The organism is Streptomyces sp. CY-1, from assembly GCF_047218265.1.
Taxonomy (GTDB): Bacteria; Actinomycetota; Actinomycetes; order Streptomycetales; family Streptomycetaceae; genus Streptomyces; species Streptomyces niphimycinicus.
Genome location: NZ_CP178393.1, coordinates 10,371,236 through 10,397,808 on the forward strand (window position 1 = coordinate 10,371,236; position 26,573 = coordinate 10,397,808).

The 26,573-nt window shown below is 72.9% G+C and carries 22 protein-coding genes and 2 pseudogenes; 13 read left to right on the forward strand and 11 right to left on the reverse strand.

The window, feature by feature from the left end; genetic code table 11:
* Nucleotides 1-88: 88 nt before the first annotated feature.
* The 5 genes from ACK1X7_RS44180 to ACK1X7_RS44200 all read left to right on the forward strand — a co-directional run bounded on the left by ACK1X7_RS44180 (nt 89) and on the right by ACK1X7_RS44200 (nt 5,432).
* Entirely contained in the window at nt 89-1,093 is a 1,005-nt protein-coding gene (locus ACK1X7_RS44180) for an NADPH:quinone oxidoreductase family protein (RefSeq protein WP_398159565.1), read from the forward strand.
* Nucleotides 1,090-2,295, forward strand: a complete 1,206-nt coding sequence (locus tag ACK1X7_RS44185) for an acyl-CoA dehydrogenase family protein (protein ID WP_390794910.1) — start codon at nt 1,090-1,092, stop codon at nt 2,293-2,295. The genes ACK1X7_RS44180 and ACK1X7_RS44185 overlap by 4 nt, the downstream gene beginning before the upstream one ends.
* Nucleotides 2,292-3,431 (forward strand): acyl-CoA dehydrogenase family protein, encoded by a 1,140-nt coding sequence (locus tag ACK1X7_RS44190; protein WP_385155583.1) that lies wholly within the window; start codon nt 2,292-2,294, stop codon nt 3,429-3,431. The genes ACK1X7_RS44185 and ACK1X7_RS44190 overlap by 4 nt, the downstream gene beginning before the upstream one ends.
* Before the next feature lie 126 nt (nt 3,432-3,557).
* Nucleotides 3,558-5,075: a GMC family oxidoreductase gene (locus ACK1X7_RS44195; protein ID WP_398159567.1), complete on the forward strand. Its 1,518-nt coding sequence runs from the start codon at nt 3,558-3,560 to the stop codon at nt 5,073-5,075.
* Nucleotides 5,076-5,237: 162 nt separating this feature from the next.
* Nucleotides 5,238-5,432, forward strand: coding sequence for a hypothetical protein (locus ACK1X7_RS44200; protein ID WP_020866016.1), 195 nt, complete (start codon nt 5,238-5,240; stop codon nt 5,430-5,432).
* 36 nt (nt 5,433-5,468) lie between these two features.
* On the opposite strand, the gene ACK1X7_RS44205 is transcribed toward ACK1X7_RS44200, so the two are convergent.
* Nucleotides 5,469-6,857, reverse strand: a complete 1,389-nt coding sequence (locus ACK1X7_RS44205) for a family 2B encapsulin nanocompartment shell protein (RefSeq protein ID WP_361508280.1) — start codon at nt 6,855-6,857, stop codon at nt 5,469-5,471.
* 71 nt (nt 6,858-6,928) lie between these two features.
* Entirely contained in the window at nt 6,929-8,341 is a 1,413-nt protein-coding gene (locus tag ACK1X7_RS44210) for a family 2B encapsulin nanocompartment shell protein (RefSeq protein ID WP_390794912.1), read from the reverse strand.
* Between the two features lie 401 nt (nt 8,342-8,742).
* On the opposite strand from ACK1X7_RS44210, the gene ACK1X7_RS44215 reads away from it, so the two are divergent.
* Both ACK1X7_RS44215 and ACK1X7_RS44220 read left to right on the forward strand, forming a co-directional pair.
* Nucleotides 8,743-9,645 carry a phosphatidylinositol-specific phospholipase C/glycerophosphodiester phosphodiesterase family protein gene (locus tag ACK1X7_RS44215; RefSeq protein WP_390794913.1) on the forward strand — a complete coding sequence of 301 codons (903 nt, stop codon included), beginning with the start codon at nt 8,743-8,745 and terminating at the stop codon, nt 9,643-9,645.
* Between the two features lie 66 nt (nt 9,646-9,711).
* A complete protein-coding gene (locus tag ACK1X7_RS44220) occupies nt 9,712-10,200 on the forward strand; it encodes a GNAT family N-acetyltransferase (protein ID WP_385155571.1) in 489 nt (162 codons plus the stop codon).
* On the opposite strand, the gene ACK1X7_RS44225 is transcribed toward ACK1X7_RS44220, so the two are convergent.
* Both ACK1X7_RS44225 and xylB read right to left on the reverse strand, forming a co-directional pair.
* Nucleotides 10,181-11,446, reverse strand: a complete 1,266-nt coding sequence (locus ACK1X7_RS44225) for an ROK family protein (RefSeq protein ID WP_390794914.1) — start codon at nt 11,444-11,446, stop codon at nt 10,181-10,183. The genes ACK1X7_RS44220 and ACK1X7_RS44225 overlap by 20 nt on opposite strands.
* Before the next feature lie 131 nt (nt 11,447-11,577).
* Entirely contained in the window at nt 11,578-13,035 is a 1,458-nt protein-coding gene (gene xylB, locus ACK1X7_RS44230; RefSeq protein ID WP_382948666.1) for a xylulokinase, read from the reverse strand.
* Between the two features lie 118 nt (nt 13,036-13,153).
* Between xylB and xylA the strand changes: the two genes are divergently transcribed.
* A complete protein-coding gene (gene xylA, locus ACK1X7_RS44235; RefSeq protein WP_390794916.1) occupies nt 13,154-14,323 on the forward strand; it encodes a xylose isomerase in 1,170 nt (389 codons plus the stop codon).
* Nucleotides 14,324-14,379: 56 nt separating this feature from the next.
* Here xylA and ACK1X7_RS44240 read toward each other — a convergent pair.
* From ACK1X7_RS44240 to ACK1X7_RS44250, 3 genes and pseudogenes are all read right to left on the reverse strand, one after another.
* A pseudogene (locus tag ACK1X7_RS44240) lies at nt 14,380-15,351 on the reverse strand (pectinesterase family protein); the annotation flags it as partial.
* Between the two features lie 433 nt (nt 15,352-15,784).
* Nucleotides 15,785-17,062, reverse strand: a complete 1,278-nt coding sequence (locus ACK1X7_RS44245; protein ID WP_390795006.1) for an SWF or SNF family helicase — start codon at nt 17,060-17,062, stop codon at nt 15,785-15,787.
* Complete coding sequence (locus ACK1X7_RS44250; protein ID WP_390795007.1) at nt 17,059-20,013, reverse strand: DEAD/DEAH box helicase; 2,955 nt, start codon at nt 20,011-20,013, stop codon at nt 17,059-17,061. Before ACK1X7_RS44250 ends, ACK1X7_RS44245 begins: the two co-directional genes overlap by 4 nt.
* 142 nt (nt 20,014-20,155) lie before the next feature.
* On the opposite strand from ACK1X7_RS44250, the gene ACK1X7_RS44255 reads away from it, so the two are divergent.
* Nucleotides 20,156-20,338 carry a hypothetical protein gene (locus ACK1X7_RS44255; RefSeq protein WP_014057263.1) on the forward strand — a complete coding sequence of 61 codons (183 nt, stop codon included), beginning with the start codon at nt 20,156-20,158 and terminating at the stop codon, nt 20,336-20,338.
* 308 nt (nt 20,339-20,646) lie between these two features.
* Here the strand turns inward: ACK1X7_RS44255 and ACK1X7_RS44260 are convergent, their stop codons facing one another.
* The 3 genes from ACK1X7_RS44260 to ACK1X7_RS44270 form a co-directional block, all read right to left on the reverse strand.
* On the reverse strand, nt 20,647-21,444 hold the full coding sequence (locus tag ACK1X7_RS44260; RefSeq protein ID WP_390795008.1) for a hypothetical protein: 798 nt from the start codon (nt 21,442-21,444) through the stop codon (nt 20,647-20,649).
* Nucleotides 21,445-21,546: 102 nt separating this feature from the next.
* Nucleotides 21,547-22,083, reverse strand: coding sequence for a PadR family transcriptional regulator (locus ACK1X7_RS44265; protein ID WP_398159572.1), 537 nt, complete (start codon nt 22,081-22,083; stop codon nt 21,547-21,549).
* 200 nt (nt 22,084-22,283) lie between these two features.
* The gene (locus ACK1X7_RS44270; protein ID WP_385150954.1) at nt 22,284-22,904 is read right to left on the reverse strand and encodes a class I SAM-dependent methyltransferase; all 621 of its coding nucleotides are present in this window, start codon (nt 22,902-22,904) and stop codon (nt 22,284-22,286) included.
* A gap of 241 nt (nt 22,905-23,145) precedes the next feature.
* Here ACK1X7_RS44270 and ACK1X7_RS44275 point away from each other — a divergent pair, with 241 nt between their 5' ends.
* Nucleotides 23,146-23,664, forward strand: a complete 519-nt coding sequence (locus tag ACK1X7_RS44275) for a roadblock/LC7 domain-containing protein (protein ID WP_385150951.1) — start codon at nt 23,146-23,148, stop codon at nt 23,662-23,664.
* A pseudogene (locus ACK1X7_RS44280) lies at nt 23,633-24,482 on the forward strand (alcohol dehydrogenase catalytic domain-containing protein). The gene ACK1X7_RS44275 and the pseudogene ACK1X7_RS44280 overlap by 32 nt, the downstream one beginning before the upstream one ends.
* A gap of 53 nt (nt 24,483-24,535) precedes the next feature.
* Here ACK1X7_RS44280 and ACK1X7_RS44285 read toward each other — a convergent pair.
* The gene (locus ACK1X7_RS44285; RefSeq protein ID WP_385150948.1) at nt 24,536-24,964 is read right to left on the reverse strand and encodes a PPOX class F420-dependent oxidoreductase; all 429 of its coding nucleotides are present in this window, start codon (nt 24,962-24,964) and stop codon (nt 24,536-24,538) included.
* A gap of 119 nt (nt 24,965-25,083) precedes the next feature.
* On the opposite strand from ACK1X7_RS44285, the gene ACK1X7_RS44290 reads away from it, so the two are divergent.
* Nucleotides 25,084-25,488 carry a roadblock/LC7 domain-containing protein gene (locus ACK1X7_RS44290; protein WP_014057270.1) on the forward strand — a complete coding sequence of 135 codons (405 nt, stop codon included), beginning with the start codon at nt 25,084-25,086 and terminating at the stop codon, nt 25,486-25,488.
* Between the two features lie 99 nt (nt 25,489-25,587).
* The gene (locus ACK1X7_RS44295; RefSeq protein ID WP_413116618.1) at nt 25,588-26,550 is read left to right on the forward strand and encodes a DUF6397 family protein; all 963 of its coding nucleotides are present in this window, start codon (nt 25,588-25,590) and stop codon (nt 26,548-26,550) included.
* Nucleotides 26,551-26,573 lie beyond the last annotated feature (23 nt).

Genomic DNA, 26,573 nt, shown 5'->3' on the forward strand with positions numbered 1-26,573 from the left:
TGGCGGTTCCCCTGCTCGTACCGACTGGTTAGTATGTGCGCCCGGCGCGGGTACCGCGTACCGACGATCCGTTTGTGGAGGCCACCCGATGCAGGCATGGCGAGTGCACGACAATGGCGAGCCGGGTGAGGTCATGCGCCTCGACGATGTGCCCGATCCCCAGCCGGGACCGGGACAGCTCCTGCTGCGGGTCCGGGCCGTCAACGTCAACTTCCCCGACGCCCTGCTGTGCCGCGGCCAGTACCAGGTGCGGCCGCCCCTGCCGTTCACCCCCGGTGTCGAGGTGTGCGGCGAGGTCGTCGCCGTCGGCGAGGGCGCCGACGGCGAGGTGGGCTCCCGCGTCCTGGCCACGCCCACGCTCCCCGCGGGCGGCTTCGCCGAGCTGGTGCCCGTCGAGGCCGCGGCCGCGCTGCCCGCGCCCGACGCCCTGGACGACGCCGAGGCCGCGGCGCTGCACATCGGCTACCAGACCGGGTGGTTCGGCCTGCACCGCAGGGCCCGCCTCCAGTCCGGCGAAACGCTTCTGGTGCACGCCGCCGCGGGCGGGGTCGGCAGCGCCGCCGTCCAGCTCGGCAAGGCGGCCGGGGCGACGGTGATCGGGGTCGTCGGCGGCGACGACAAGGCCCAGGTCGCCCGCGAGCTCGGCTGCGACCTCGTCCTCGACCGGCGCGCCGATGACATCGTGGCGGCCGTCAAGGAGGCCACCGGGGGGCGCGGCGCGGACGTCGTCTACGACCCGGTCGGCGGCGACGCCTTCGTCAAGTCCGTCAAATGCGTCGCCTTCGAGGGCCGCATCGTGGTCGTCGGCTTCGCCAGCGGAGTCGTCCCCCAGGCCGCCCTCAACCACGCCCTGGTCAAGAACTACGCCATCCTCGGCCTCCACTGGGGCCTCTACAACACCCACGACCCGGCCGCGGTCCGCGCCTGCCACGAGGAGCTGACCAAGCTCGCCGCACAGGGCACCGTCAAGCCGCTGGTCAGCGAGCGCGTACCGCTGGCGGGCGCGGCCGACGCCGTGCAGCGCGTCGCCGACGGCGTGACCACCGGCCGCGTGGTGGTCGTCCCCGGGCAGCCCGCCGGAGGCGCCCGATGAGCGCCGCCGGGCAGCACCCCGCCGTGGACGCCGACGAGCTGCGCCGCCGCGTCCGCGACCTCCTGGACGCCCATCCGCCCGCCACCACCGAACCCCTGGACTTCCTGCGCGCCCGCTTCGACGCCGGACTCGCCTGGGTGCACTACCCGGCCGGACTCGGCGGCCTGGACGCCCCGCGCTCCCTCCAGGCCGTCGTCGACGCCGAGCTGGCGGCCGCCGGCGCACCCGACAACGACCCCCGCCGCATCGGCATCGGCCTGGGCATGGCCGCCCCCACCATCCTCGGCTTCGGCACCGACGAGCAGCGGCAGCGGCTGCTGCGTCCGCTGTGGACCGGCGAGGAGGTGTGGTGCCAGCTCTTCAGCGAGCCCGGCGCCGGATCCGACCTCGCGGCCCTGGCCACCCGGGCGGTGCGGGACGGCGAGGACTGGGTGGTCGACGGACAGAAGGTCTGGACCTCCAGCGCCCATCTCGCCCGCTGGGCCATCCTCATCGCCCGCACCGACCCCGACCAGCCCAAGCACCGCGGCATCAGCTACTTCATCTGCGATATGACCGACCCCGGGGTCGAGGTCCGGCCACTGCGCCAGATCACCGGCGAGGCGGAGTTCAACGAGGTCTTCCTCACCGGTGTCCGGATCCCCGACAGCAGGCGGCTCGGCGAGATCGGCGAGGGCTGGCGCGTCGCCCAGACCACCCTGATGAACGAGCGGGTCGCCATCGGCGGCGGCCGCGTCCCCCGCGAGGGCGGCATGATCGGCCTGGTCGCCGACACCTGGCGCGAGCGGCCCGAACTGCGCACCCATGACCTCCACCAGCGGCTGCTGCGGCTGTGGACGGAGTCCGAGGCGGCCCGGCTCGCGGGCGAGCGGCTGCGCCAGCAGCTCGCGGTCGGCCAGCCCGGCCCCGAGGGCTCGGCCATGAAACTCGCCTTCGCCCGCCTCAACCAGCAGATCAGCGCGCTGGAGGTCGAGCTGCTGGGGGAGGAGGGGCTGGGCTACGACGACTGGACGCTGCGCCGTCCCGAACTGGTGGACTTCACCGGACGCGAGGCCGGCTACCGCTATCTGCGCGCCAAGGGCAACTCCATCGAGGGCGGCACCTCGGAGGTGCTGCTCAACATCATCGCCGAACGCGTCCTGGGCCTGCCGCCCGAGCCGCGGACCGACAAGGACGTCCCGTGGAAGGACCTGCCCCGATGAGCACCCCGGACCTGCTCTACTCCGAGGCGGAGGACGATCTGCGCGCGGCCGTACGGTCGCTGCTCACCGACCGCTGCCCGCCCGCCACCGTGCTCTCCCGGGCCGAGAGCGGCCGGGCCCACGACGTCGCGCTGTGGGGCGCGCTCGGCACCGAGATGGGCACCGCCGGGCTGCTGGTCCCCGACAAGCTCGGCGGCCAGGGCGCCACCGCGCGCGAGGCGGCCGTCGTCATGGAGGAGCTCGGCCGCGCCGTAGCCCCCGTGCCCTACCTCACCAGCGCCGTCCTCGCCGCCGCTGCCCTGCTCGGCTGCGACACCGACCAGGAGCCGGTGGCCCGGCTGCTCGGCGCGCTCGCCGAGGGCCGCACGGTCGGCGCCCTCGCGCTGCCGCTGTCCACCGTGGCCGGTGCGCCCGGCACACCCGCCGCGACCGTACGGGCCGACGGCGACGGAACGCTCAGCGGCCAGGTCTCCGGGGTCGCGGGCGCGGCGGGCGCCGATGTGCTGCTCGTCCCCGCCGGCGGCGCTGAGGGATACGGGCTGTATGCCGTGGAGACCGCCGAGACCAGCGTCAGCGTCGAACCCCTCACCTCGCTCGACCTCACCCGCCCGCTCGCCGCGGTCACCCTCACCGGCGCCCGGGCCCGCAAACTGGCCGGGCCCGACCGGGCCGCGGCGGCCATCGGGCGGGCGCTGCTGACCGGGGCCGGACTGCTCGCCTCCGAGCAGTTGGGCGTGGCCGAATGGTGTCTGACCGAGACCGTCCGGCACACCAAGGAGCGCCATCAGTTCGGGCGCCCCATCGGCTCGTTCCAGGCGCTCAAGCACCGTATGGCCGCGCTGTGGCTGGAGTTGGTCTCGGCGCGCGCCACCGCCCGGTACGCGGCCGACGCACTGGCCACGGACAGCCCGGACACACCGGTCGCGGTGGCCGTGGCCCAGGCGCACTGCGCCGAGGTGGCGGTGCGCGCGGCCGAGGAGTGCGTCCAGTTGCACGGTGGCATCGGCATGACCTGGGAGCACCCGGCGCATCTGTATCTCAAGCGGGCCAAGAGCGATGAGATCGCGCTGGGCACCCCCGGCCGCCACCGCCAGGCGCTCGCCGGGCTGGTGGACCTGGCGGCCCCCACCGGCTGACCGGCCGGATCCGGTGAACCCGCCCCCGTTCCGCGATCACGCCACTAAAGTGCCGAACAACTGTACGGCGCTTTGGTGGCGCACAGCTCTACGGCAGATCGTGCGAGGCCGGAACGGGGGCACATGATGAGCGACTTCGACTACATCGTGGTGGGCGCGGGCTCGGCGGGCGCGGTGGTCGCGGCCCGGTTGACGGAAGACCCGGACACCCGGGTGCTGCTGCTGGAGGCCGGGAAGGACGACGCGGCCGAGCAGATCCACGACCCCACCGCGTGGTTCACCCTCATCGGCGGTGAGCACGATTGGGGCTACACCACCGTCCCGCAGCCGGGACTCGCCGGTCATCCGCAGGCCGCCGCGCGCGGCAAGGTGCTCGGCGGCTCCAGCAGCATCAATGTGATGACGTATGTCCGCGGCCACCTCGGCACCTTCGACGCGTGGGCCGCCGACGGCTGCACCGGCTGGGACGCCGCGTCGGTGCTGGAGGTCTTCCGCGCCATCGAGCACACCGAGGGCCGTGACCCCCGCTTCCGCGGCACCGGCGGCCCGCTGCGGCTCAGCCGGGCCGATACGCCCAACCCGCTGAGTGCCGCCTTCCTCGACGCCGCCAAGGAACTCGGCCATCCCTTCAACGACGACTTCAACGGGGCGGAGAGCGACGGCGCCGGACGCCATGAGTGGACCATCCACGAGGGGCGCCGCCAGAGCACGGCGGTCGCCTATCTCGATCCGGCGATGGACCGCCCCAACCTCACCGTCCGCACCGAGGCCCACGCACACCGGCTGCTCTTCGAGGGCACCCGCTGCGTCGGCGTCGAATACGCCGGCTCCGGCGGTGTGGCACGGCGGGTGCGCGCGGCGCGGGAGGTCATCGTGTGCGCCGGTTCGGTCGACTCGCCCAAGCTGCTGATGCTCTCCGGAATCGGCCCGGCCGGTCATCTGCGCGAGGTGGGCGTCCCGTTGCTGGTGGACGCCCCGGAGGTGGGGGCCAATCTCCAGGACCACCCCCTGGTCGGGCTGGTCCACGAGGCGGGCACCCCGCTGCCGCCGCCCCCTGTGACCACCGCCGAGGCGGCCCTGTTCACCCGGACCGACCCCGGACTGCCCCGCCCCGACCTCGAGGTGTTCCTCTTTCACATCCCCTTCCACCCGAGGCTGCTGCCGTTCCCGCCGAACACCTTCACCCTGACGGCCGCCGCGATGCAGCCCCACAGCCGGGGCACGGTCCGGCTCTCCGGCGCGGACCCCGAGGACCGGCCGCTGATCGACCCCGGCTATCTCAGCGACGGAAGGGACCTCGCCACCCTGGTCCAGGGCGTCGAACTGGCCCGGTCGCTGGCCGCCACCGACGCCTTCGGGGCGTGGCAGCCGCGTGAACTGCTGCCCGGCCCCGGTGTGCGCGGCCGCGACGGACTGGCCGACTTCGTTCGCGAGAACGCCGGCACCTACTTCCACCACGTCGGCACCTGCCGGATGGGCGGGGACGAGGAATCGGTGGTGGACCCCCGGCTGCGCGTCCGGGGCGTCGAGGGGCTGCGGATCGCCGACGGATCGATCATGCCGTCGATCGTCTCGGCCAACACCAACGCGGCCTGCGTCATGATCGGCGAGATGGCCGCCGAGCTGATCCGCGCCGACGCCTGAGACGGCTCGCCACGCCCGCTCACCACCGAGGGGCGAATAGCCGGGGAGTAACCGCACAGCAGATCGGCACCCGTATGGAGCACCAGCCGACGGCGGTGCAGGGGCGATTCTGGGCCACACTGACGGCCGGATTCCGATGCTCCGTGGCCGAGGAGGCTCCCCATGGCCATTTCCATCTCCGTGGTCCTGCTGCTTCTGATCCTGACGGTGGTCTTCCTCCGCAGCGGCGGATTGCGCATCTCGCATGCGCTGGTCTGTGTGACGCTGGGCTTCTATCTGGCGAGCAGCAGCGTGGCGCCCACCATCTCCGAGGGGCTCGCCGCCACCGCGGACGTGGTCAGCAGCGTCCGCCCCTGACCCACGCCCGCGGTGACCGGCCTCTCCCGGCCGGGCTCAGCGGCCGATCTCGACGTCCTCCAGCACACCGACCGCGTCGGGCACCAGAATCGCCGCCGAGTAGTAGGCGGAGACCAGATAGGACGTCACGGCCTGCTCGCTGATGCCCATGAACCGGACGTTCAGACTGGGCTCGTACTCATCCGGGATACCGGTCTGATGCAGACCGATGACCCCCTGGCTCTCCTCCCCGGTGCGCATCGCCAGGATGGAGCTGGTGCCGGACTCGCTGACCGGGATCTTGTTGCAGGGCAGCAGCGGAACCCCGCGCCACGCCCGCACCGCGACCCCGGCCACCTCGATGCCCTGCGGATACAGACCACGGTCGCTGCACTCGCGCCCGAAGGCGGCGATGGTGCGCGGATGCGCCAGCAGATACTGGGTCTTGCGGCGCCGTGCCAGCAGCTCATCGAGGTCGTCGGGGGTGGGCGGTCCGCTGCGGGTGTGGATGCGCTGGGAGAGGTCGGCGTTGTGCAGCAGGCCGAATTCGCGGTTGTTGACGAGCTCGTGTTCCTGGCGTTCGCGCAGGGCCTCGATGGTGAGGCGGAGTTGTTGCTCGACCTGGTTCATGGGCTCGTTGTAGAGGTCGGCGACGCGGGTGTGGACGCGCAGCACGGTCTGGGCGACGCTCAGCTCGTACTCGCGCGGGGCCAGTTCGTAGTCCACGAAGGTGCCCGGCAGGACGGGCTCGCCCGCGTGGCCGGACGCGACGGCGATATCGGCCTCACCGCGCCGGTTCTGAGCGGGCGTGGACCGCTCGGAAAGACCCTGGAGATGGTCGCGCAGCGCATCCGAGCGATCGGCGGCCTCCTGGACGACGCGGCGGGGGAGGGTGAGCACCGTGGTCCGGGTGACGGCCCGGACGGTGAACTCCCAGGTGTGCTCCGGACCGGTCAGCACCGCGTCGCCGAAGTACTCCCCGTCGGCCAGCACCGCCAGCGTGGTGCCCTCGTCATAGGCGCCGGGGGCGACCTGACGGACCTTGCCGTGGGCGATCAGGAACACCTGGTCGGCCGGGCGGCCCGCCTCCACCAGCACATCCCCGGGCGCGTACTCACGCTGGACGCACCCGTCGGCCAGCGATTCCAGTACGGCGGTGTCCCCGAAGCCGCGCAGCGTCGGCAGCTCGCCCAGCTCCGGTGGGATGACCCGCACCTGCGATCCGGTGCTGATGAACTCCACTCGACCGTCTCCGACCGTGTACGTCAGTCGGCGGTTCACCCGGTACGTACCGGCCGACACCTGCACCCAGGGGAGGACGCGCAGCAGCCACCGGGAGGAGATGGCCTGCATCTGCGGAACGGACTTGGTGGTGGTCGCCAGATTCCGTGCGGCGGCCGTGCCCAGACTCAGCGGCTGCTCACCGGACTCCACGGAAGTGGTCATAAGTGCTCATCACCCATTTCGGTAGATCTTCGGGAAGGTATGCGAAGGCCACGGGCCCGGTCGGGCGGGCGTCAGAGTCCGATTTCCACGTTCTCCAGAATTCCGAGCGCGTCCGGGACGAGCACGGCCGCGGAATAGTAGGCGCTGACGAGATACGAGATGATGGCCTGCTCGCTGATTCCCATGAACCGCACCGAGAGGCTCGGCTGGTATTCGTCGGGAATTCCGGTGCGGTGCAGTCCGATGACCCCCTGGTTCTCCTCGCCGGTGCGCAGGACGAGAATCGAGGTCACCCCGCTCCGGGAGACCGGAATCTTGTTGCACGGGAAGATGGGCACGCCCCGCCAGGCCGGCATCGCATGGCCGTTCACCTCCGTGGGCTGCGGGGAGATGCCACGGCTGTTGAACTCGCGGCCGATCGCCGCGATGGCGCGCGGATGCGCCAGGATCAGCCCCGGGTCCTTCCAGACGGTGGCCAGCAGCGCGTCGAGGTCGTCGGGGGTGGGCGGTCCGCTGCGGGTGTGGATGCGCTGGGAGAGGTCGGCGTTGTGCAGCAGACCGATCTCGCGGTTGTTGACGAGCTCGTGTTCCTGGCGTTCGCGCAGGGCCTCGATGGTGAGGCGGAGTTGTTGCTCGACCTGGTTCATGGGCTCGTTGTAGAGGTCGGCCACGCGGGTGTGGACGCGCAGCACGGTCTGGGCGACGCTCAGCTCGTACTCGCGCGGTGTCAGCTCGTACTCCGCGAAGGTGCCCGGCAGGACCGGCTCGCCCGAATGTCCCGAGGCCAGCGCGATGGCCGCCTCCCCGTGCTCGTTCTGCTCGGCCTCCGGCGCCGAGCGCACCCCCTCCACATGCGCCCGCAGCCCCGGTGAACGGTCGAGCTGCTCCTCGAACTCCTGCCGGGGCAGGGCCAGCACCGTGCAGGACGTCACGGCCTTCACGGTGATGCCCCAGGTGCCCGCCTCGGCCGCGGTCAGCTCCGGCTCCCCGATGTGGTCGCCACCGGCGGCCGAGCCGACCACCGCGGGCTCGTCGAACGCGCCCTCGGTCAATTTGTCGACCTTGCCATGGGCGATGAGGAGCAGCTCATCGGCCGGGCGCCCGGCCTCGACCAGCACCTCGCCCGGCGCGAATTCCCGCTGGGCGAAGCGGTCCGCCAGGGCACCGAGCACCGAGATGTCCTCGAAATCGCGCAGCAGCGGCAGCTCACGCAGCTCGACCGGGATGACCCGCACCTCGGACCCGGTGGTGGTGAACTCCACCCGGCCGTCGCCGAGCGTATGGGACGCCCGGCGGTTCACACGATAGGAACCGCCCGGAACCTGCACCCACGGCAGCATGCGCAGCAGCCACCGGGAGCTGAGGCCCTGCATTTGCGGAACGGATTTGGTCGTCGTCGCCAGATTCCGCGCGGCCGCCGTGCCGAGACTCAACTGCGGCTGCGAATTCTCGGTACCGGAACCCGGTTCAACGGACGTCGTCATCGTGAATGCTCACCCATCCCTGTACGGACCTTGAGGACAAATTCCGCTCGAGCAACTGCCAAGCTATCAGCGGACTTTGGGTGGTGCATTCACTCAAAAGAGTGTCTGGGCGATGGTTATGTCGGCGGTCGCGGACGGGTAAACACTCCGAATGCGCGCCGCGGGCCGACGGCCTTCGCGACCCCGTCCGTTCACCCGGCGCCCGCGCATCTGTCACGCGCCCCCGTGGCCGGAGACCGCGGGCCATCGCCCCGGCACCCCGGGAACGGTGAGGAAATGGCCGGGGACCACCCGTGGAACTCTTCGCGCAGCACTGCCCTTTGGGCGCACGGCCGCCCGATACTCACTGGCGTCCATCCTGCGTATCCGGCACCGCGCCGGGACGAGAGCCGGGAGGCCCCATGGTCCGCCGTACACGCCGTGCCTTTGTCGTCACCCTCGGAGCCGCTCTGGCGGGCGGCGCGGCCGCGCCCGCGTTCGCGAGCACGGCCAGCTCGTTCGGCACCACGTCCGTCTCGAATGACGGCTCGAAGGACATTTCGAAGAGCAAGCCGCTGGCCAGAGCACACGCCCACAACGACTACGAGCACCCGCGCCCGCTCCTGGACGCGCTCTCCCACGGCTTCGGCAGCGTCGAGGCCGACATCTGGCTGGTGGACGGCCAGTTGCTGGTCGCCCACGACGCCACCGACCTCGACCCCACCCGCACCCTGGAGTCGCTCTACCTCGACCCGCTGGCCCGGCGGGTGAAGGCCAACGGAGGCCGGGTCTACCGCGGCTACGACCTGTCGCTGCAACTGCTGATCGACCTCAAGACCGCCGGGGAGGCCACCTACCTGGAGCTGGCCAAGCGGCTGCGCCACTACGGCCCCCTGTTCAGCGCCGCCTACGGCGGGGTGGACGGCCGGGTGCGCCGCGGCGCGGTGACGGCCGTCATCTCCGGCGACCGCGGCGCACGGGCCCCCATGGAGGCCGAGAAGGTGCGCCACGCCTTCTACGACGGCCGTCTCGAGGACCTCGGCTCGGGCGTGCCCGCCTCCTTCATCCCGCTCATCAGCGCCGACTGGACCAAGACCTTCACCTGGACGGGAACCGGTCCGATGCCGCAGGCGGAGCGCGAGACGCTGCACCGCCTCGTCGCCTCCGCACACGCCGCCCGGCAGACCGTGCGCTTCTGGGCCACCCCGGACGTGGCCGGACCGGAGCGCGACGCCCTGTGGCGTGAGCTCCTGGCCGCCGATGTGGACTACCTCAACACCGACGACCTGGCCGGGCTGGAGGCGTTCCTGCGCGCGGCCCGCTGACCCCTCGCGGGCGGCGGCCGGGAAAACCCCTCGCGCGCCGTCGCCCGCACCGCCATGCTGGCCCGCATGCTCATCAGGACCGCCACCGCCGAGGACTGGCCCGCCATCTGGGCCTTCCTGCGCCGCATCGTCGCCGCGGGCGAGACCTACACCTACCCCCGCGACCTGGACGAGGACCGGGCCCGCGACCTCTGGATGCCGGAGCCCCCGAGCCGTACCGCCGTCGCCACCGACCCCGACGGCACGGTCCTGGGCTCGGCCAGGATGAACCCCAACCACATGGGACCCGCCGCGCATATCGCGGGGGCCAGCTTCATGGTCGCGCCCGAGCACGGCGGGCGCGGTGTGGGCCGGGCCCTGGGCGAGCATGTCCTGGAGTGGGCGCGCGCCGAGGGCTACAAGGCGATGCAGTTCAACGCCGTGGTGGAGAGCAACACCCGGGCGGTGGCGCTGTGGCGCTCACTGGGCTTCGAGGTCATCGGCACCGTCCCCAAGGCGTTCGACCACCCCACGAAGGGCTATGTGGGGCTGCACATCATGCATCGCTTCCTCTGACCCCGGCCGGCTCTCCGGCTCCTGCCGGGTCCCTGAACCCCGCCGGATCGTCGAGCACCGCCTGAACCACCGAGTTGGCCGCGCCCAGCAGCGGACCGTCCGGGCCGAGCCGGGAGACGGTCACCGCCCCACTGCCCGGACGGGCCGGGTCGGTGAGCCGCCGTCCCAACTCCCGCTCCAGGGCGGGCAGCAGCCAGGGCGCCAGCGGCGTCAGCGCGCCGCCGAGCACCACCTTCTCCGGGTCCAGGAGGTTCACCGCGCCCGCGAGGGCGATCCCGAGCGCCGAGCCCGCGCCGCGCAGCGCGCGCCGCGCCCGCTGGTCGCCGCTCGCCGCCCTTACGGCCAGCACGGTGATACGGCCGCCGGGGCCCGGGTGCTGGGCCGCGGCCTGCTCGGGGGAGAGGCCGCTCGCCCGCAGCACCGCCTCCTCGCCCGCGTACTGCTCCAGACAGCCGCGGCCGCCACAGGCGCACTCGGGCCCCTCGGGACGCACCGGCACATGGCCCAGCTCGCCCGCGAAACCATGGGTGCCGCGCAGTAGTCGCCCCTCCAGTACGACCGCGGCGCCGATGCCGATCTCGGCCGAGACATGGATGAAGTCCCGGGGTGCCGGGTCGTGGCCGCCCCGCCACAGCTCGGCGAGCGCGCTCAGATTCGCCTCGTTGTCGACGGTGACCGGCAGCCCGGGCAGCGCCGTGCGCAGCTCGGGGCCGATGTCCACCCCCTCCCAGCCCAGGTTGGGGGCGCGGACGACCAGCGACGAGTCCCGCGCCACCAGACCGGGCACCGCCACCGCGAGCCCCACCGGCCGCAGCCCGCCCAGCTCCGCCTCCGCCGCGACCTGCCGGACCAGGGAGGAGAGCTGGGTGAGCACCGGGGCCGGTGCACGGTCGCGGTTGGCCGACGCTATCTCGGTGCGGGCCCGCACCCGCCCGGCGAGGTCCACCGCGCACACCGCGAGATGGTCCACCGCGATTTCCGCGCCGATTCCGGCCGGACCGCGCTCATTGAGCTGTAGGGCGCTGCCGGGGCGGCCGACCGTACCGGGCCGGGAGGGGCCCAGCTCGACCAGCAGCCCGTCCCGGATCAGCTCGTCGACGAGCGTGGAGACGGCCGCCCGGGTGAGCCCCACCCGGGCCGCCACCGACGCACGGGACAGCGGGCCGTGTGCGGCCACGGCATGCAGCACGAGGGAGAGATTGCGCCGGCGCATCGCCTGCTGGGTGTTGGGCAGTGGCGCTGCCACCTGAATCCGCCTCCTCTCGCCCGGTCGCCAGATCCGCTCATTGTGCCGGGCCGGTACGACACCGGGTCGCCCGGCCGCCGTCGTACGGCGCTCATGCGCGCCATACGGTGTTCACGCGCGCCTTACCGCGCTCACGCGTGGCGCAGCAGGCCCTCCGCGTCCGCCAGCACCCGGGAGAGCCGCTCCAGCGCCGCCTCGTCGCGGGGCACCGGACCGTAGGACGGCCCTTCGGCGGTCGCCCAGCGCCGGGCCACCGCCGCCGGGTCCTCGCCCAGCACCAGCCCCGCGGCCTGCGCGGCTGCCCCGAGGGCGACCAGCTCCTCGGCCCGGGGCACCTGAACCGGGCGTCCGCTCAGCCGCCGGACCGTCTCCCGCCACGCCGTGCCCTTGGCGCCACCCCCTATGAGCAACAGCGGGGCGTCGGGCGCCGCGTCCGCGTCCAGCACCTGATCCAGCGCGGTGAGCAGGGCGAAGACGGCCCCGTCGTAGGCGGCCTGGAGCACCTGCCCCGGTGTGGTGTCATGGCGCAGACCGTGCAGCAGCCCCGAGGCGTGCGGCAGATGAGGGGTGCGCTCACCGTCCAGGAACGGCAGCAGTACGGCCGAGCCGCCCGGCTCCACCGCCTCCCGGTCGCGGCCCAGCAGCGCCGCGATCCGGTCCACCGCGAGCGTGCAGTTGAGCGTGCACGCCAGCGGCAGCCAGGCGTCCCGCGTGTCGGCGAACCCCGCGACCACCCCGGTGGGGTCGGCGGGCCGGTGGGCCGAGACCGCGTAGACGGTGCCGGAGGTGCCCAGGCTGAGCACCGGCTGCCCCGGGCGCAGGCCGAGCCCCAGGGCGGCCGCCATATTGTCGCCCGTGCCGGTGGCCACCAGGGCGCCGGTGGGCAGCGGCAGATCGGGCAGCTCCCGTACGGTCCCGGCGGCCTCGCCGTGCCGCAGCACGCGCGGCAGCAGCTCCGGGGAGAGCCCGGCCCGGTCCAGGATCTCCTCGTCGTAGGACTCGGTGGCCGAGGACCACCAGCCGGTGCCCGAGGCGTCGCCCCGGTCGGTGGTCCCGTAGCCGGTGAGCCGCTCGGTGAGATAGTCATGGGGGAGCCGGACGGCCGCGGTGGCGCGGGCCGCCTCCGGCTCGTTCTCCTTCAGCCAGGCCCACTTGGTGACGGTGAAGGCGGGCGCGGGCACGCTGCCGACCCGCTCCGCCCATGCCTTCGGGCCGCCCAGCTCCTCGATGAGCCGGTCGCGCTGGGGCGCGGAGCGCACATCGTTCCACAGCAGCGCGGGCCGCACCGAGCGGCCCGAGGCGTCCAGCGTCACCAGGCCGTGCTGCTGGCCGCCCACGGAGACCGCGGCCGCCTCGCGGGCCGGGTTCCCGCACTGGCGCAGCGCCTCGGTCAGCGCCTCCCACCACTGCTCGGGGACGGACTCCTTACCGGTGCCGTCGCTGCCGCCGCCGACGGTGTGCGGGGCCTGCCCCCGGGCGACGACCGCGCCGGTCGCGGAGTCGACGACGAGCGCCTTGGTCGATTGCGTGGAGCTGTCCACGCCGACGACGAGCGGTCCTTGCGGCACGGGCACGGCTGCTGCTGCCATCTCGCGCTCTCCCTTGCGTCCATGGGTCGTGCGGTGTGCGGGTGGAACGGGGCTTCCCCGGAATGCTCGCGCATACTAATTTGTAAAGCGCCATGACGAAATAGGCGAGGGAGCCGCGATGAGCTACAACCCCACCCCCGAGGACAGGTTCACCTTCGGACTGTGGACGGTCGGCTGGCAGGGCCGGGACCCGTTCGGGGACGCCACCCGCCCGGCGCTCGACCCCGTGGAGTCCGTGACCCGGCTCGCCGAACTCGGCGCGTACGGCGTCACCTTCCACGACGACGACCTCATCCCCTTCGGGGCCTCGGCGACCGAGCGCGAATCGCATATCAAGCGCTTCCGGCAGGCCCTGGACGCCACCGGGATGTCCGTCCCCATGGCCACCACCAACCTCTTCACCCATCCGGTCTTCAAGGACGGCGCCTTCACCGCCAACGACCGCGATGTGCGCCGCTACGCGCTGCGCAAGACCATGCGCAACATCGACCTCGCCGCCGAACTGGGCGCCAGGACCTATGTGGCCTGGGGCGGCCGCGAGGGCGCGGAGTCCGGCGGCGCCAAGGACGTGCGCGCCGCGCTCGACCGGATGAAGGAGGCGTTCGACCTGCTCGGCGCCTACGTCACCGAGCAGGGCTACGATCTGCGCTTCGCCATCGAGCCCAAGCCCAACGAGCCGCGCGGCGACATCCTGCTGCCGACCGTCGGCCACGCACTGGCCTTCATCGAGCGGCTGGAGCGGCCCGAGCTGTACGGCGTCAACCCGGAGGTCGGCCATGAGCAGATGGCCGGGCTGAACTTCCCGCACGGCATCGCCCAGGCACTGTGGGCGGGCAAGCTCTTCCACATCGACCTCAACGGCCAGAACGGCATCAAGTACGACCAGGACCTGCGGTTCGGCGCGGGCGATCTGCGGGCCGCCTTCTGGCTGGTCGACCTGCTGGAGACGGGCGGCTACGAGGGACCGCGCCACTTCGACTTCAAGCCCCCGCGCACCGAGGACATCTCGGGCGTATGGGCCTCGGCGGCGGGCTGTATGCGCAACTACCTCATCCTCAAGGAGCGGGCGGCCGCCTTCCGCGCCGACCCCGAGGTCCAGGAGGCGCTGCGCGCCTCGCGCCTGGACCAGTTGGGTGAGCCGACCCTCGAGGAGGGCGAGACCCCGGCGGCGCTGCTCGCGGACCGCACCGCCTTCGAGGACTTCGACGTCGAGGCGGCCGCCGAGCGCGGCATGGCCTTCGAGCGCCTGGACCAGCTCGCCATGGACCATCTGCTCGCCGCGCGCTGACCCGCGTCCGGCCGCCGGTCCCGCCCCCCGACGGGACCGGCGGCCGGGGCTGATCGTCAGGCCGGCGGCTGCCAGCCGCCGAGCCAGTCGGCGATCTCGTAGTCCGCGGCCTGGGCGTCGGTCAGTTGCGGCCGGTCGGTGCTCGCCGCACCGGAACCGGCGCCGGTGTTCTTGTACTCCCCGAAGCGGTCGTCCTTCCAGGAGAAGCCGCTCATGTCCGTCCACGGAGTGGTCTTGATCGCCGCTGACAGATCCGTATCGCGGACGATCGCCTGTGGATCGAGACTGGCGTCGCCGCCCGCGTGCCAGGGGCGGCCGAGATAGAACGACCGGCTGCTGACATCCCCGGTGATATTGCTGTTGATGAACAGGAAGCCCTTCTTCCCGGCCGCCGTCGAGGGCGCCGCGACATAGCCGCCGGAGGTGCCGTCGTAGCGCTTGACGAGCCGGATCGCCGACTTGTCGATGACGGCCGAGGCACGGCCGAAGACGAAGTCGACGTTCCCCTGGATCCAGGCGTTCCTGATGTACACCCGGCCGACGGTGGACTTGCTCGCGGAGTCCAGCAGCAGGGTGTCCTGGTCCCCGACCGCCCCGATGTTGTCCAGGACGATCCGGTCGCCCGCGGTGCGCAGCGCGACCGCCTGCTTGTCGGTGATGGCGCTGTTGGCCTCGTTGAAGTCGTTCACGAACTGTAGATTGCGGGCCTGGAAGTCATCGGCCTCGACGGCGACGGTCGCGCTGCCGCTGGTGCCGTAGGTGCCTCCGCCGGGCTTGGGGGTGCCCGAGGCGTTGTTGTGGACGATCGTCACATCGTTCTTGCCGCTCGTGGTGCCCACCAGCCGGATATGCGGCTTGTTGGCGGGGACCTTCACCGTCTCGCGGTAGGTACCGGGCTTGACGGAGATGGTGACGGCGGACGGGTTGTTGGCTGGCACCGCGTCGACGGCCGCCTGCACGGTGCTGTAGTTACCGCTGCCGTCCTTGGCCACCACGATGATGGCCGCCGCGGCCCGGGGCGTGGCGGCATGGGCCCGGGCGCCGTCGCCGAACCAGCCGGCGGCCGGGGCGGCGACGAGCCCGACACCCGTGGCCAGGGCCAGGGAGCCGATGAGCGGGGCGGGGCGGCGGCGCCGGGGGCGCCGTGGGCTGAGGGTCATGGTCGGTGACTCCGTCCCGTGGAGACGTGCCGAGGGGGTTGACGCCCTTACGGTCTCCACGGCCCACCCAAAGGTTGCCGCCCCGCCGCCTTCGGCCCCGGCTGGATCTTCCCCCCCCCTGGTCCCGTCCGCCCTCACCGGCCACGGGACGGCGGCCTGGAGGGGCAACCCCGAGGCCGCCCCCCCCGCCGGGCCGACGGCCGGGGCCGCTCACCGGCGCGCTCCTCCTTACGGGTGGCACTGGCCCTTCCCGGCCCGCGGCCGGTGGCGTACGGGATGCCGCCACCGGCCGTGCGCCGCGTCAGCCCTCGGAGCCTGGCATCGCCAGCGCCGCCGCCGGGTCGTGTCCGGCCGGGCCCGCGGGCCACCAGCGGCCGTGTTCCTTGCGGTACGGCCACCAGCGGCCGTCGCGTCCGTAGCGCACCTGGAGATCGGTGCCCACCACAGTCCAGCGGTTCCCAGCGGCGCGCAGCCCGGGCGCCCGCTCGTCCCCCTCCCAGGCGGCGGCGAGCTGCACGCGGGCACGCGCGAGGGCTGCCGCGTCCGGCGTCCACTCCTCCTCCAGGACGGTGAGCGCGGCGGCCCCGCCGTGCTCCCAGGCACGGACGGCCCGCGCCAGATCGGTGCGGTCACGCCCGCAACCGGCCGCGAGCCGGGCGGCGATCGGGGCCGGGGGACCGGCGGCGGTCAGCCGCACCGTGTCCTGCCACACCGTCAGTGCCGCCGGGACCGGGGAGGAGGCGTGGCCGGGCGCGAGGGCCTCGGCCAGCAGCCGCTGGGCGCGTACGGCGGCGTCCGCCGCCAGGAACTCCAGCGCGGCGACGTCCAGCCCCTCGGCCGGGTCCGTGCCGCCCGCCAGCGCCGGAGGACGGCCGGGCGCCGCGACGGCGGGCGGCGGTGCGGGCAGTGGCGGCGGACCGGGCGCGGCGAACGCCTCCCGGGCCGGTACGCCCTCCGGAGCCGGGGGAGAGGCGTCCTCGGCCGCCTGCGGGAGGTGCGGGGCGGCCCGCGCCGCGCTGCGCACCTGGAGCTCGTCCAGCAGCTCCCGCTCCCCGCGTCCGCGCATCAGCAGCAGCAGATACGGATCCTCGTCCAGCAGCCGCGCGAGCTGGTAGCACAGCGCGGCGGTGTGCGGGCAGTGGTCCCACGCCTCACAGCCGCACTCCGGCTCCAGATCGCCTATCCCCGGCAGCAGTTCGACGCCCACGGCCGCCGCGTCCTCGGCCAGTTGCGGGGGCATGTCGCGGTCCAGCAGGGCGGCGATATGGCCGGAGCGGTCCGCGACCACCCCCAGCAGCCGGTCCCATTCCGCCTCCGTGAACTCCCGCAGCAGCACATCGGATCGGTAAGGCGTGCGGTCGCGGTCCCGCACCACGGCGGTGACCCGGCCCGGACGTACGCACACCGCGCCCACCGCGCCCTCGCGCGCCTGCTTGCGGCCGCGCTTGAGCTGCTCCCCGTCCAGTGCGGTGTCCTCCAGGGCCTTCAGCCACGCCTGGCCCCACCAGGTGCCGGCGAAGCCGCGGCCGCGGGCGGGCGGCAGGGCGGCGAAGGTGCGCTCGACCTCGGCACGGCTCATCGTTCGGTCCCCCGCAGCTCCACGAGCTCTGCCAGCTCGGCGTCGGTCAGTTCGGTCAGCGCGCCCTCGCCGGAGCCGAGGACGGCGTCCGCCAGCTCCTGCTTGCGCGTCAGCATCGCGGCGATGCGGTCCTCCACGGTCCCCTCCGCGATGATGCGGTGGACCTGCACCGGCTGGGTCTGGCCGATGCGGTACGCGCGGTCGGTGGCCTGCGCCTCGACGGCCGGGTTCCACCAGCGGTCGTAGTGCACGACATGCCCGGCCCGGGTGAGATTGAGCCCCGTGCCCGCCGCCTTCAGCGACAGCAGGAACACCGGGACCTCGCCGTCCTGGAAGCTCCGCACCATCTCCTCGCGCCGCGCCACCGGCGTACCGCCGTGCAGCAACTGGGCCGGCACCCCGCGCGCGGCCAGATGGCCCTCGAGGATGCGCGCCATCTGGACGTACTGGGTGAAGACCAGGACGCCCGCGCCCTCGGCCAGGATGGTGTCCAGCAACTCGTCGAGCAGCTCCAGCTTGCCGGAGCGCCCGGGGATCACGGGCCGGTCCTCCTTCAGATACTGCGCCGGGTGGTTGCAGATCTGCTTCAGACCGGTGAGGAGCTTGACGATGAGCCCGCGCCGGACGAGACCGCCGGTGCCGGAGATCTCGGCGAGGATCTCGCGGACCACCGCCTCGTAGAGCCCGGCCTGCTCCTTGGTGAGCGCGACGGCACGGTCCGTCTCGGTCTTCGGCGGCAGCTCGGGGGCGATACCGGGGTCGGACTTGCGGCGCCTGAGCAGAAAGGGGCGGACCAGCTTCGCCAGGCGCGCGGCGGCCTCGGGGTCGCTTCCGCTCTCCACGGCCTGGGCGTAGCGCCTGCGGAACGCGCCGTGCGTGCCCAGCACGCCCGGCGTGGTCCAGTCGAGGATCGCCCACAGCTCGGAGAGGTTGTTCTCGATGGGGGTTCCGGAGAGCGCCACGCGGGCCTTCGCGCCGATGGTGCGCAACTGCCGCGCCGTCGCCGAGAACGGGTTCTTCACATGCTGTGCCTCGTCCGCGACCACCATGCCCCACGGCCCGGCCTCGGCCAGCCGCTGTGCGTCCAGCCGCATCGTGCCGTAGGTGGTGAGGACGAACTCGCCGTCCGCGAGGCCGTCCAGGCCGCGTGCGGGGCCGTGGAAGCGGCGCACCGGGGTGCCCGGCGCGAACCTCTCGATCTCGCGCCGCCAATTGCCCATCAGCGACGTTGGGCAGACCACCAGAGTGGGCCCGGAGGCTTCGGGGATGGATCGGCGGTGCAGATGGAGGGCGATCAGGGTGATGGTCTTGCCGAGCCCCATGTCGTCGGCGAGACAGCCGCCGAGGCCGATCGAGGTCATCCGGACCAGCCAGTCCAGGCCGCGTAGCTGATAGTCGCGCAGTGTGGCGGCCAGCGCGGCCGGCTGGGACACGGGCGGCGGCTGTGTGCCCGCGGTCCCCTCGGGGTCGGCGAGGTGGTCCCGCAGGGCCTCCAGCCAGCCGGTGGGCCGCACCTCCACCTCGGTGCCGTCGGCTTCCGCGCGACCGGTAAGGACGGCACCGAGGGCGTCGGCGGGGGTGAGCTTGCGGTCCTGCCGGTCGCGGACGCGGCGGGCCGCCTCGGGGTCGAGGAGGACCCATTGGTCGCGCAACCGCACCACCGGCCGGCTGGCCTCGGCGAGCTGGTCCAGCTCGGCGCGGGTGAGCTCCTGGTCGCCCACGGCGAACCGCCAGCTAAAGCGCAGCAGCGCGTCGGCGGAGAGGAAGGCGGGGAACCGGGGCCCGGTATCGTCCCGAGCCTCATCGTCGTCCCGAGCCTCGTCGCCGTCCGGACCGATGACGGCACGTGCGGTGAGCCCACGGGCCAGCTCCCTGGGCCAGTGCACCTGGACCCCGGCGGCGTCCAGCGCCCCGGCCGCCGGGCCGAGCAGCTCGGCGACCTCCTCGTCCGCGAGGTCCAGGGCGTCGGGCACGGCGGCCGACAGCAGCGGGGTGAGCGGCGCCCAGGCGCGGGCCGCGCGCCGCAGGGTCAGCAGCGCGTCCATACGGGCGCGCGGACCGAGGGCCGGGATGACGGGCGAGGTGCCCGCCCAGACATCGGCGGCGTCCGCGACCAGCGCCGGGTCGGTGAGGCTGTGCAACTGGAGGACGGCACGGAAGTGCGGCCTGTCCGCCTCACCGTTCCCACCGCCGCCGTGCAGCAGCTCGATACGGACCGAGAGCCGTACCCCCGCGTCATGCCCGGCGGCCACATCGGCGGCCCAGGCACGCTGTTCGGGCAGCCGCCGTGGCGCGGTGGCCGCGAAGGCGGGGCCGCCCGCGGCCGGCGCCGCGGCGGGCGAACGCGGCAGCCCGTCCGCCACCGCGTCCAGGAACGCGCGCAGCAGCCGCTCGGGCTCGGGCAGCAGCACCGGGCCGGAGCCGGGCAGCGGCGTCGCGTGCGCGCTGGGCGGCATGGCGGCGGCCAGTTCACGCACCCGTGTCAGGTCGTCGGGGGTGAGCGGGCCGACGCGCCAGGCGTCGTGGTCGGTGGCGGTGAGCCCGGGCAGCAGCTTTCCGCGGGCCGCGAGTTGGAGGGCGAGTACGGCGGCGGCGCCCCAGAAGGCCGTGGCGGGGTCGCACTGGCCCGGACCGGCCTGCGCGGCCCGCGCGCGGGCGCGGGTGAGCACCGGCAGCGCCTCGCCCAGGGGCAGCACGAGCGCCTGTACGGTCCGTGTCCGGACGTCGAGGCCGGTGGGCGCGGGGCTGGTGGAGCCGTCGTCGGCGCCGTCCACCGGGACGGCGACCGTCAGCTCCTCGGCGGAGCCGGTGGCGGGACCGGAAGGGGGCGGGCCGTCCGGCCGCCAGAAGGCGATCCGGCCGGTGCGTGCCGGATCACCGGGAAGGAAGACCGCGGTGCAGCGGGAGAGTTCGGCGACCTCGGAGGGTGTTGCCGCGGAGGGTGGGGTCACAGCGCTGAGCGTTCCTCAAATTTGACTAGTGGAGCCCGGGCCGCCCGAGGGTACAGGATGACGGCGCCAGGAGGAACCGGGTGCCGTCGGCGTCCGTTGTGTGGAGTGAGTGCGGCTATGGGCCGTGAAGGAGGCGGGTGAAATGTCCACACGCGCGAAGGTCGCCACCGGTGGTGTGGTGGCAGGTGTGATCCTGCTCTGGGTGTTGCCCTTCTGGGCGGCGCTGCTGGTGATCGTGGGGGTGCCGGCGGCGGCCTATCTGCTGCTCGACTCGTCCCAGCGCCGCAGGCTGCACAGGGTCTCCCGCAAGCAGCTCGGCCGCTGACGCGGCCGGGCCGCCGAGCGCGGCCGCGGAAGGCGGCCGGCCGGGCTCGGGGCCACGGGCGGCGCGCAGCCGGGAGTGACCGTGCAGTACCGATCGCGGACCGCCCGCGACCCCGTTCGGGGCCCGGCCGAGCAGGGGAGCGGCCATGTCCCGGCTGAGGCCCGGGGCCCGGACGCGGTGGGCAGTGGCGACCGTACGGGCGGCGGGCCATGCGCTCGGCGTCCTTGACCGGCCGGGACGGAGGAGGGCGCTCAGGCTCTCAGCGGGGTTGCCCGGCCCGCCGCTCAGGTCTCAGCGAGGTGGTGCTCTCAGTGGGGTCGCATGGCCAGCTTGTCCAGGGCCGTCAGCAGCTCCGGCAGCTCGGGACCACGGCCGACTGGCAGCACCTCGCCCGGAGCGTCGTCCAGCAGCACGAAGGCGATGTCGTCGGTCCGGGCCACCATGCTCCAGCCCGGCCCGTCGGCCCGGAGCGTCCGCGCGTCACCGGAGGCGAACGCCGAACGGATCCGGCCCGCCGGCGGGGGCGAGGCCAGATAGCCGCGCGCCTCCTCGAGCACCCGCCGCACGCCCCCGTGCGGCTTCTCGCCCGGGGCCACGAACGTCACATCGCTGTCGACCTGCTCACGCCAGATCGCCCACTGGAGCGCGATCTCATCGGCGCCGAGCCGCCGCTGCGCCGGGCCCCATCGCTCGGAGTCCGGCGGTGTCAGCGGCGCCCGGGAGACGTCCGCCCCCAGCTCGGCGCCGGGAGCGGGGTCATGGGGAGCCGGTACGCCCGGAGCGGCCACGGCCACCGCGAGCGGCCAGCCGGGAAGGGAGGCGACCACCGTCCGGTCGTCGATGGCCAGGGCGTACTCCATACCGCAGTCCCAGGTGGCGATGGCGCACGCCACCAGTGACACATCGTCGGTGACCACCGTCCAGCGGGCGCCGCCGCCGTCCTGCCCCAGCACCAGTCCGTAGCCGGTCTCGTACGGCTCCAGCCCGAGCACGGCACATGCCTCGGGATAGTCGTCACCGAGCACGCTCGGGAATTGAGCGGGTGTCAGCAGCACCGCGGTCAGCACATACAGTGCCTCGTCGCCTGACTCCTCCGTGGCGGGCACGACAGCCTCCTCTTGCGCATGCGGATCCGAAGGGCGATCCGTCGTCGCGCACCTTAACCACCCAGTAGCCATGGAGTCGAGACATCGGGCCGCGGTCCGCCCTCAGTCGTCGGTCGCCGCGCGGAGCGTGTCGAGCGTGCGCCGCAGCCAGGACAGTTCGGCCTGGCCGGTGGCCCGGGCGATGGTGAGGATGCCGCGCCGGAAGGGGTCCTCCACCTCTTCGGCCCGCAGCGGGCGGTCGCCCTCGTAGAAAAAGCTCGACGGCTGCCGCAGAAAGGCCATCCGGCGCTCCAGCAGCTCCGCCTGTGCCGACGGGTCGTCGAGATGCCGCAGGAACGCCAGCAGGGTGAACCAGCGGTTCTCGTCGGTGATGTCGATGTCCGCGGGATGCGCGAGTCGGCGGCGCAGCTCCGCATGTCCCTCCGCGGTCAGCGTGAGGACGTGCCGGGGGGCGGCTCCCGCGCCCGGCTGGGTCCGGCGAGCCAGCAGTCCGGCCTTCTCCAGCCGCTTGATCGCCGGGTAGAGGGTGCTCTCGGCCACGGGTTTCACATGTCCGGTCAGCGCGGCGATGCGCTTGCGCAACTCGTAACCGTGCTGGGGAGCGTCGTGGAGGAAGCCCAGGATGGCGAGTTCGAGCATGGCCGTATTGTGCCGTATGACCGCTGTACCTCGTAGACGTAATACATCGAGAACGATGTATTACCGGTGCACTGTCGGGCGTCCGACGTGAACCACACCGATCCGGAGCGGGGCACAACGTGATGTTCGATGACGCCCCCGGCTTCGCGGCGGCGAACGCGGATCAGCCCTGACCGGTCGGGTCGGGCCCGTCTAGCCGGTTAGTCGGTTCCGCGGACGGCAAGCGCCAGAAAGCGTGTGTCCTCGTCGACGTAGGACTCCAGGCGCCAGCCGACGCCCGCCAGCAACGGTCGCAACTGGGGCTCCGCCCGCAGGTCGTCGGGGGTGAGCGGACGGCCGTGGCGGGCGGCGAGAGCGGCCCGCCCCACCGGATGGAACAGCGCGAGCCGCCCGCCGGGGCGCACCACCCGGGCCAGTTCCCGCAAGCCCGGCCCGGGCTCGGCGAGATGGGAGACCAGCCCGGCTGCGAACACCGCGTCGAGGCAGCCGTCGCGCAGCGGCAGCCGCGCCACATCGGCGAGGGCGAGGCCCGCGAAGCCGTCCCGGCCCTCGCGCCGGGCGGCGTCCAGCATGGCGGGTGTGAGGTCCACGCCGAGGACGGTCCCCTCGGGACCGACCGCGGCGCGCAGCGCCGGCAGCGCGCGCCCCGTCCCGCATCCCGCGTCGAGGACCGCGTCCCCGGTCCGCGGCCCGAGGTCGGCCACGGCGGCGGCGTAGGCGGGGCCGTCGTCCGGGAAGCGGCTGTCCCAGTCGGCCGCTCGGGGGGTGAAGAAGTCCCTCACATCGGCCGCGCTGTTTCCGTGGGAGGGCTCATGTGGCACGGGAACTCCTCGGGACACCTTGGACGACGACGGTGAAGCGATGCGATGAGCAAGCAGCCTACGCCCGTATCGAGTGCAGATTCGGACGCTTACCGATCGCTCTGGCATCTGACTCTGTCAAATTTCAACAGGTTCCGTAATGCGCCCCCAAGGTGCACCCCCGCCGGGTCTAGCGTCCCTGGCTCAGGGGGGACCTGGAGCGCCGCCCGGCGCGGCGCATCCCGACCGAGGGAGACCGCCCATGACCAAGCCCCGCAGTGCCGCCGCACGCTCCATGGCCGATCTCGACCGAATCCTGGACGATCTGGTGGCCGGAGCCGGAGGCGTACGCCATGCCGTGGTGCTCTCCCGGGACGGGGCGACCGTCAGCGCGTCCCGTGGGCTCTCCCGCCGGGAGGCCGAGCACCTGGCCGCCGTCGCCTCCGGATTCCACAGCGTCGCCGCGAGTGCGGGGCGCCGGGGGCGCGGCGGCCCGCCCCGGCGGACGATGATCGAGATGGCGGCCGGTCTCCTCGTCGTCGCGGCGCTGGCGGACGGCGCGTGCCTGGCCGTTCTGGGCACCGTGGGCGCCGAACCGGCCGTGGTCGCCGAGGAGACATCCCGGCTCGTGGACCTGGTGGGCCGGCGGCGCGGGCCGTGGTTCCGCCGACGCTTCGGCCGGATCCGCCGGGGTACCCGGAACGACCCGCGGAGGTCCATGCCGACGACCACGGCGAAGGGATGCGGCGATGCGAGCGGTGACCTGGCAGGGCCGGCATGATGTGCGGGTCGAGACGGTGCCGGACCCCATCATCAAGGAGCCGACGGACGCGGTCGTCCGGATCACCACCACCGGGCTGTGCGGCTCCGACCTGCATCTGTACGAGGTGCTCACGCCCTTCATGACCCCGGCGACATCCTCGGCCACGAGCCGATGGGCATCGTGGAGGAGACCGGTCCTGAGGTGACGCACATCAGCCCCGGCGACCGAGTGGTGGTTCCGTTCCAGATCGCCTGCGGACACTGCCGGATGTGCCGCTCCGGTCTGCCGACGCAGTGCGAGACCACCCAGGTCACCGAGCACGGCATGGGCGCGGAGCTCTTCGGCTTCACCAAGCTCTACGGCGCGGTGGCCGGCGGCCAGGCGGAGTATCTGCGGGTGCCGCAGGCCCAGTACGGCCCGATCAAGGTGCCCGAAGGAGTCCAGGACGACCGCTACGTCTATCTCTCCGATGTGCTGCCCACGGCATGGCAGGCCGTCGAGTACGCCGGGATTCCGCGCGGCGGCACGCTCGCGGTCCTGGGACTGGGCCCCATCGGGATCATGGCCTGCCGGGTGGCGAAGGTCCGGGGCATGGCCGACCGGGTCATCGCAGTGGACCTCGTCCCCGAACGGCTGCGCCGAGCGCGCGCCGACGGCGTCGAGGTCCATGACCTCAATGACTTCTCCCGTCAGGAGGACCTGGTCGAGGCCGTCTCGACCCGCTGGGCGTCGACGGGTTCGCCCCCCATCGCATGCCGCTGGAGGAGGCACCCCGCGCCTATGAGATGTTCCAGCACAAGGAGGACGGTGCGATAAAGATCCTCATGCGCCCGTAAACGTCGGATGGGCGGGGGTGCGTCATGAAGGGTTGGATTTCGGTCGAATCTTGCTACTCGGCGACCCCGGCGAGCGCGAGCACCTTGTCGATGCGCACCCTGACCAGCAGCTCGCCCGGCACGCCGTTGCGCTCGCCGAACTCCTTCGCTCGGTCCTCGCCCATGTAACGGGCGGCGATCCGGGTTGCCCACTCGCGGACCTGCGGCAGATCGTCGATGAGTTCGGCCTGACCCCGCAGGGTGACGAAGGCGAACGGCGGCCTGTCGTCGTCCACGCAGATGGCGACCCGGCCGTCCCGGGCCAAGTTGCGTCCCTTGACCGTCTCCTGACCTGTGTTGAAGAGAAGGTCGTCACCGTCAAGCAGGAACCACACGGGGGCGATATGCGCGCTTCCGTCGGCCCGCACGGTCGACAGCTTCGCGGTGCGGGTGCCCTCCATGAGGAACTTCTGCCACTGATCCTTGGTCATGTTCTGTGCCATGTCCCCATCCTGCGTCAATCAGCGCACAACCGTGGGGTGCCGGGCGGGGCGGGTTGCCCAGACGGCGGCAGTGAGAAAGGCTGGCACGCAGATGAAGGGGAATCGGGGAGGAATCGGATATGGCAGTGAACAAGGGGCTCGACTGGTTACTGGATGACCTGACCGAGCGGATCGCGGAGATACGGCATGCGCTGGTGCTGTCCAACGACGGGCTGGTGACGGGGGCGAGTTCCACACTGGTGCGCCAGGACGCCGAGCACCTGGCCGCGGTGGCCTCGGGACTGCACAGCCTCGCCAAGGGGTCCGGGCACCACTTCCGGACCGGCCGGGTGCGGCAGACGATGGTCGAATTCGACGAGGGCGTCCTCTTCGTCACGGCGGCGGGGGACGGCAGTTGTCTGTGTGTGCTCACCGGGCCGGACTCCGATGTGGGGCAGGTCGCCTACGAGATGGCGCTGCTGGTCAACCGGGTGGGGGAACACCTGGGAGTCGAGGCCAGGCAGGAAACCGGCACACCCGGCTGAGGCCGCGCGAAAGTTATCCACAGGGCTGACCGACCCTCTTGCTTCGCGACTATCGTCGTCACTGTCAGTGATTGAGGCAGTGCGGGGGAGGACGTCGCCATGGCAGTGCGGATGGATCAGGAGCCGCGGGAGAGCCAGGGGCCATGGAGCCCGGAGTGGCTCGGGGAGCCGAGCGTACCGGGACAGGCGAGCGGGCCGGGAGACCCTGGTGGGTTGGCGGAGCCGGGCGGATCGGGCGAGAGCGTCGGGTTCGGCGTGGCGGCCCGGGCGCTCGGGCTCAAATCGCGAGAGTTCGAGCTGGCCGTGCAGTTGGGAGAGGTGCGCACCGTCAGCACCGGCCTGGGCCGGCGGGTGGCGTGCGAGGAGCTGAGGCGGGTGACCACCGCCGAGGGTTTCCCGGAGGCGCTCATCGTCCGCCTGCGCGTGGTCGGCACGGCGGAGGGCGCGGAGCTGCTCGGCATCAGCCAGGGCCGGCTCACCCGTCTCGCGCGCGGGGGTTTCTTCGCCCCCGTCCGGTTCTATGTCAATCGCTATCGGGCCGTCGTATGGCTCTATCTGGCGTCGGAGCTGACCGAGTTCGCCATCAGGCAGCCGGAGTTGCTGAGCGGCCGCACGCCGCCTGGGCTGAGCGCCGCATTGGCCGCCGGGGAGGACTGGCGGGCGGCGCAATGGCGCAGCCGCAGGATCGGCCGGCTGCTCGCCCAGACCGAGGACCCCTGGGAGCGGGCCGCGGTGCTGGCCTCGGTGCTGGGCTCCGTCGAACTGGCCACGGCCGTGGCCGATCCGTACGAGCGGGCACATCTGCGGGAGCTGCGCCCCGCACTCGTCCGGACGCGCCCCGAGGGCGGCGCGGTCCGGGACGTCATCGACGCGGTGGTCACGGCCGACGACCCACGGGAGATCCGGCGCTATCGGGCCGCCCTCGCCTCCTCACTGGGCGACGCCCGCCGGGCCCGGCCCGCGCCGCGCCCGCACACCGGGGCGGATCGGCCGCTCGAGGACCGCATCCAGGCTCCGGGCCGCCCGCGGAGCCTGTGGCAGAAGCTGGTCGGCAGGCGATGAGCCACGGTGCGGCACACACCCCG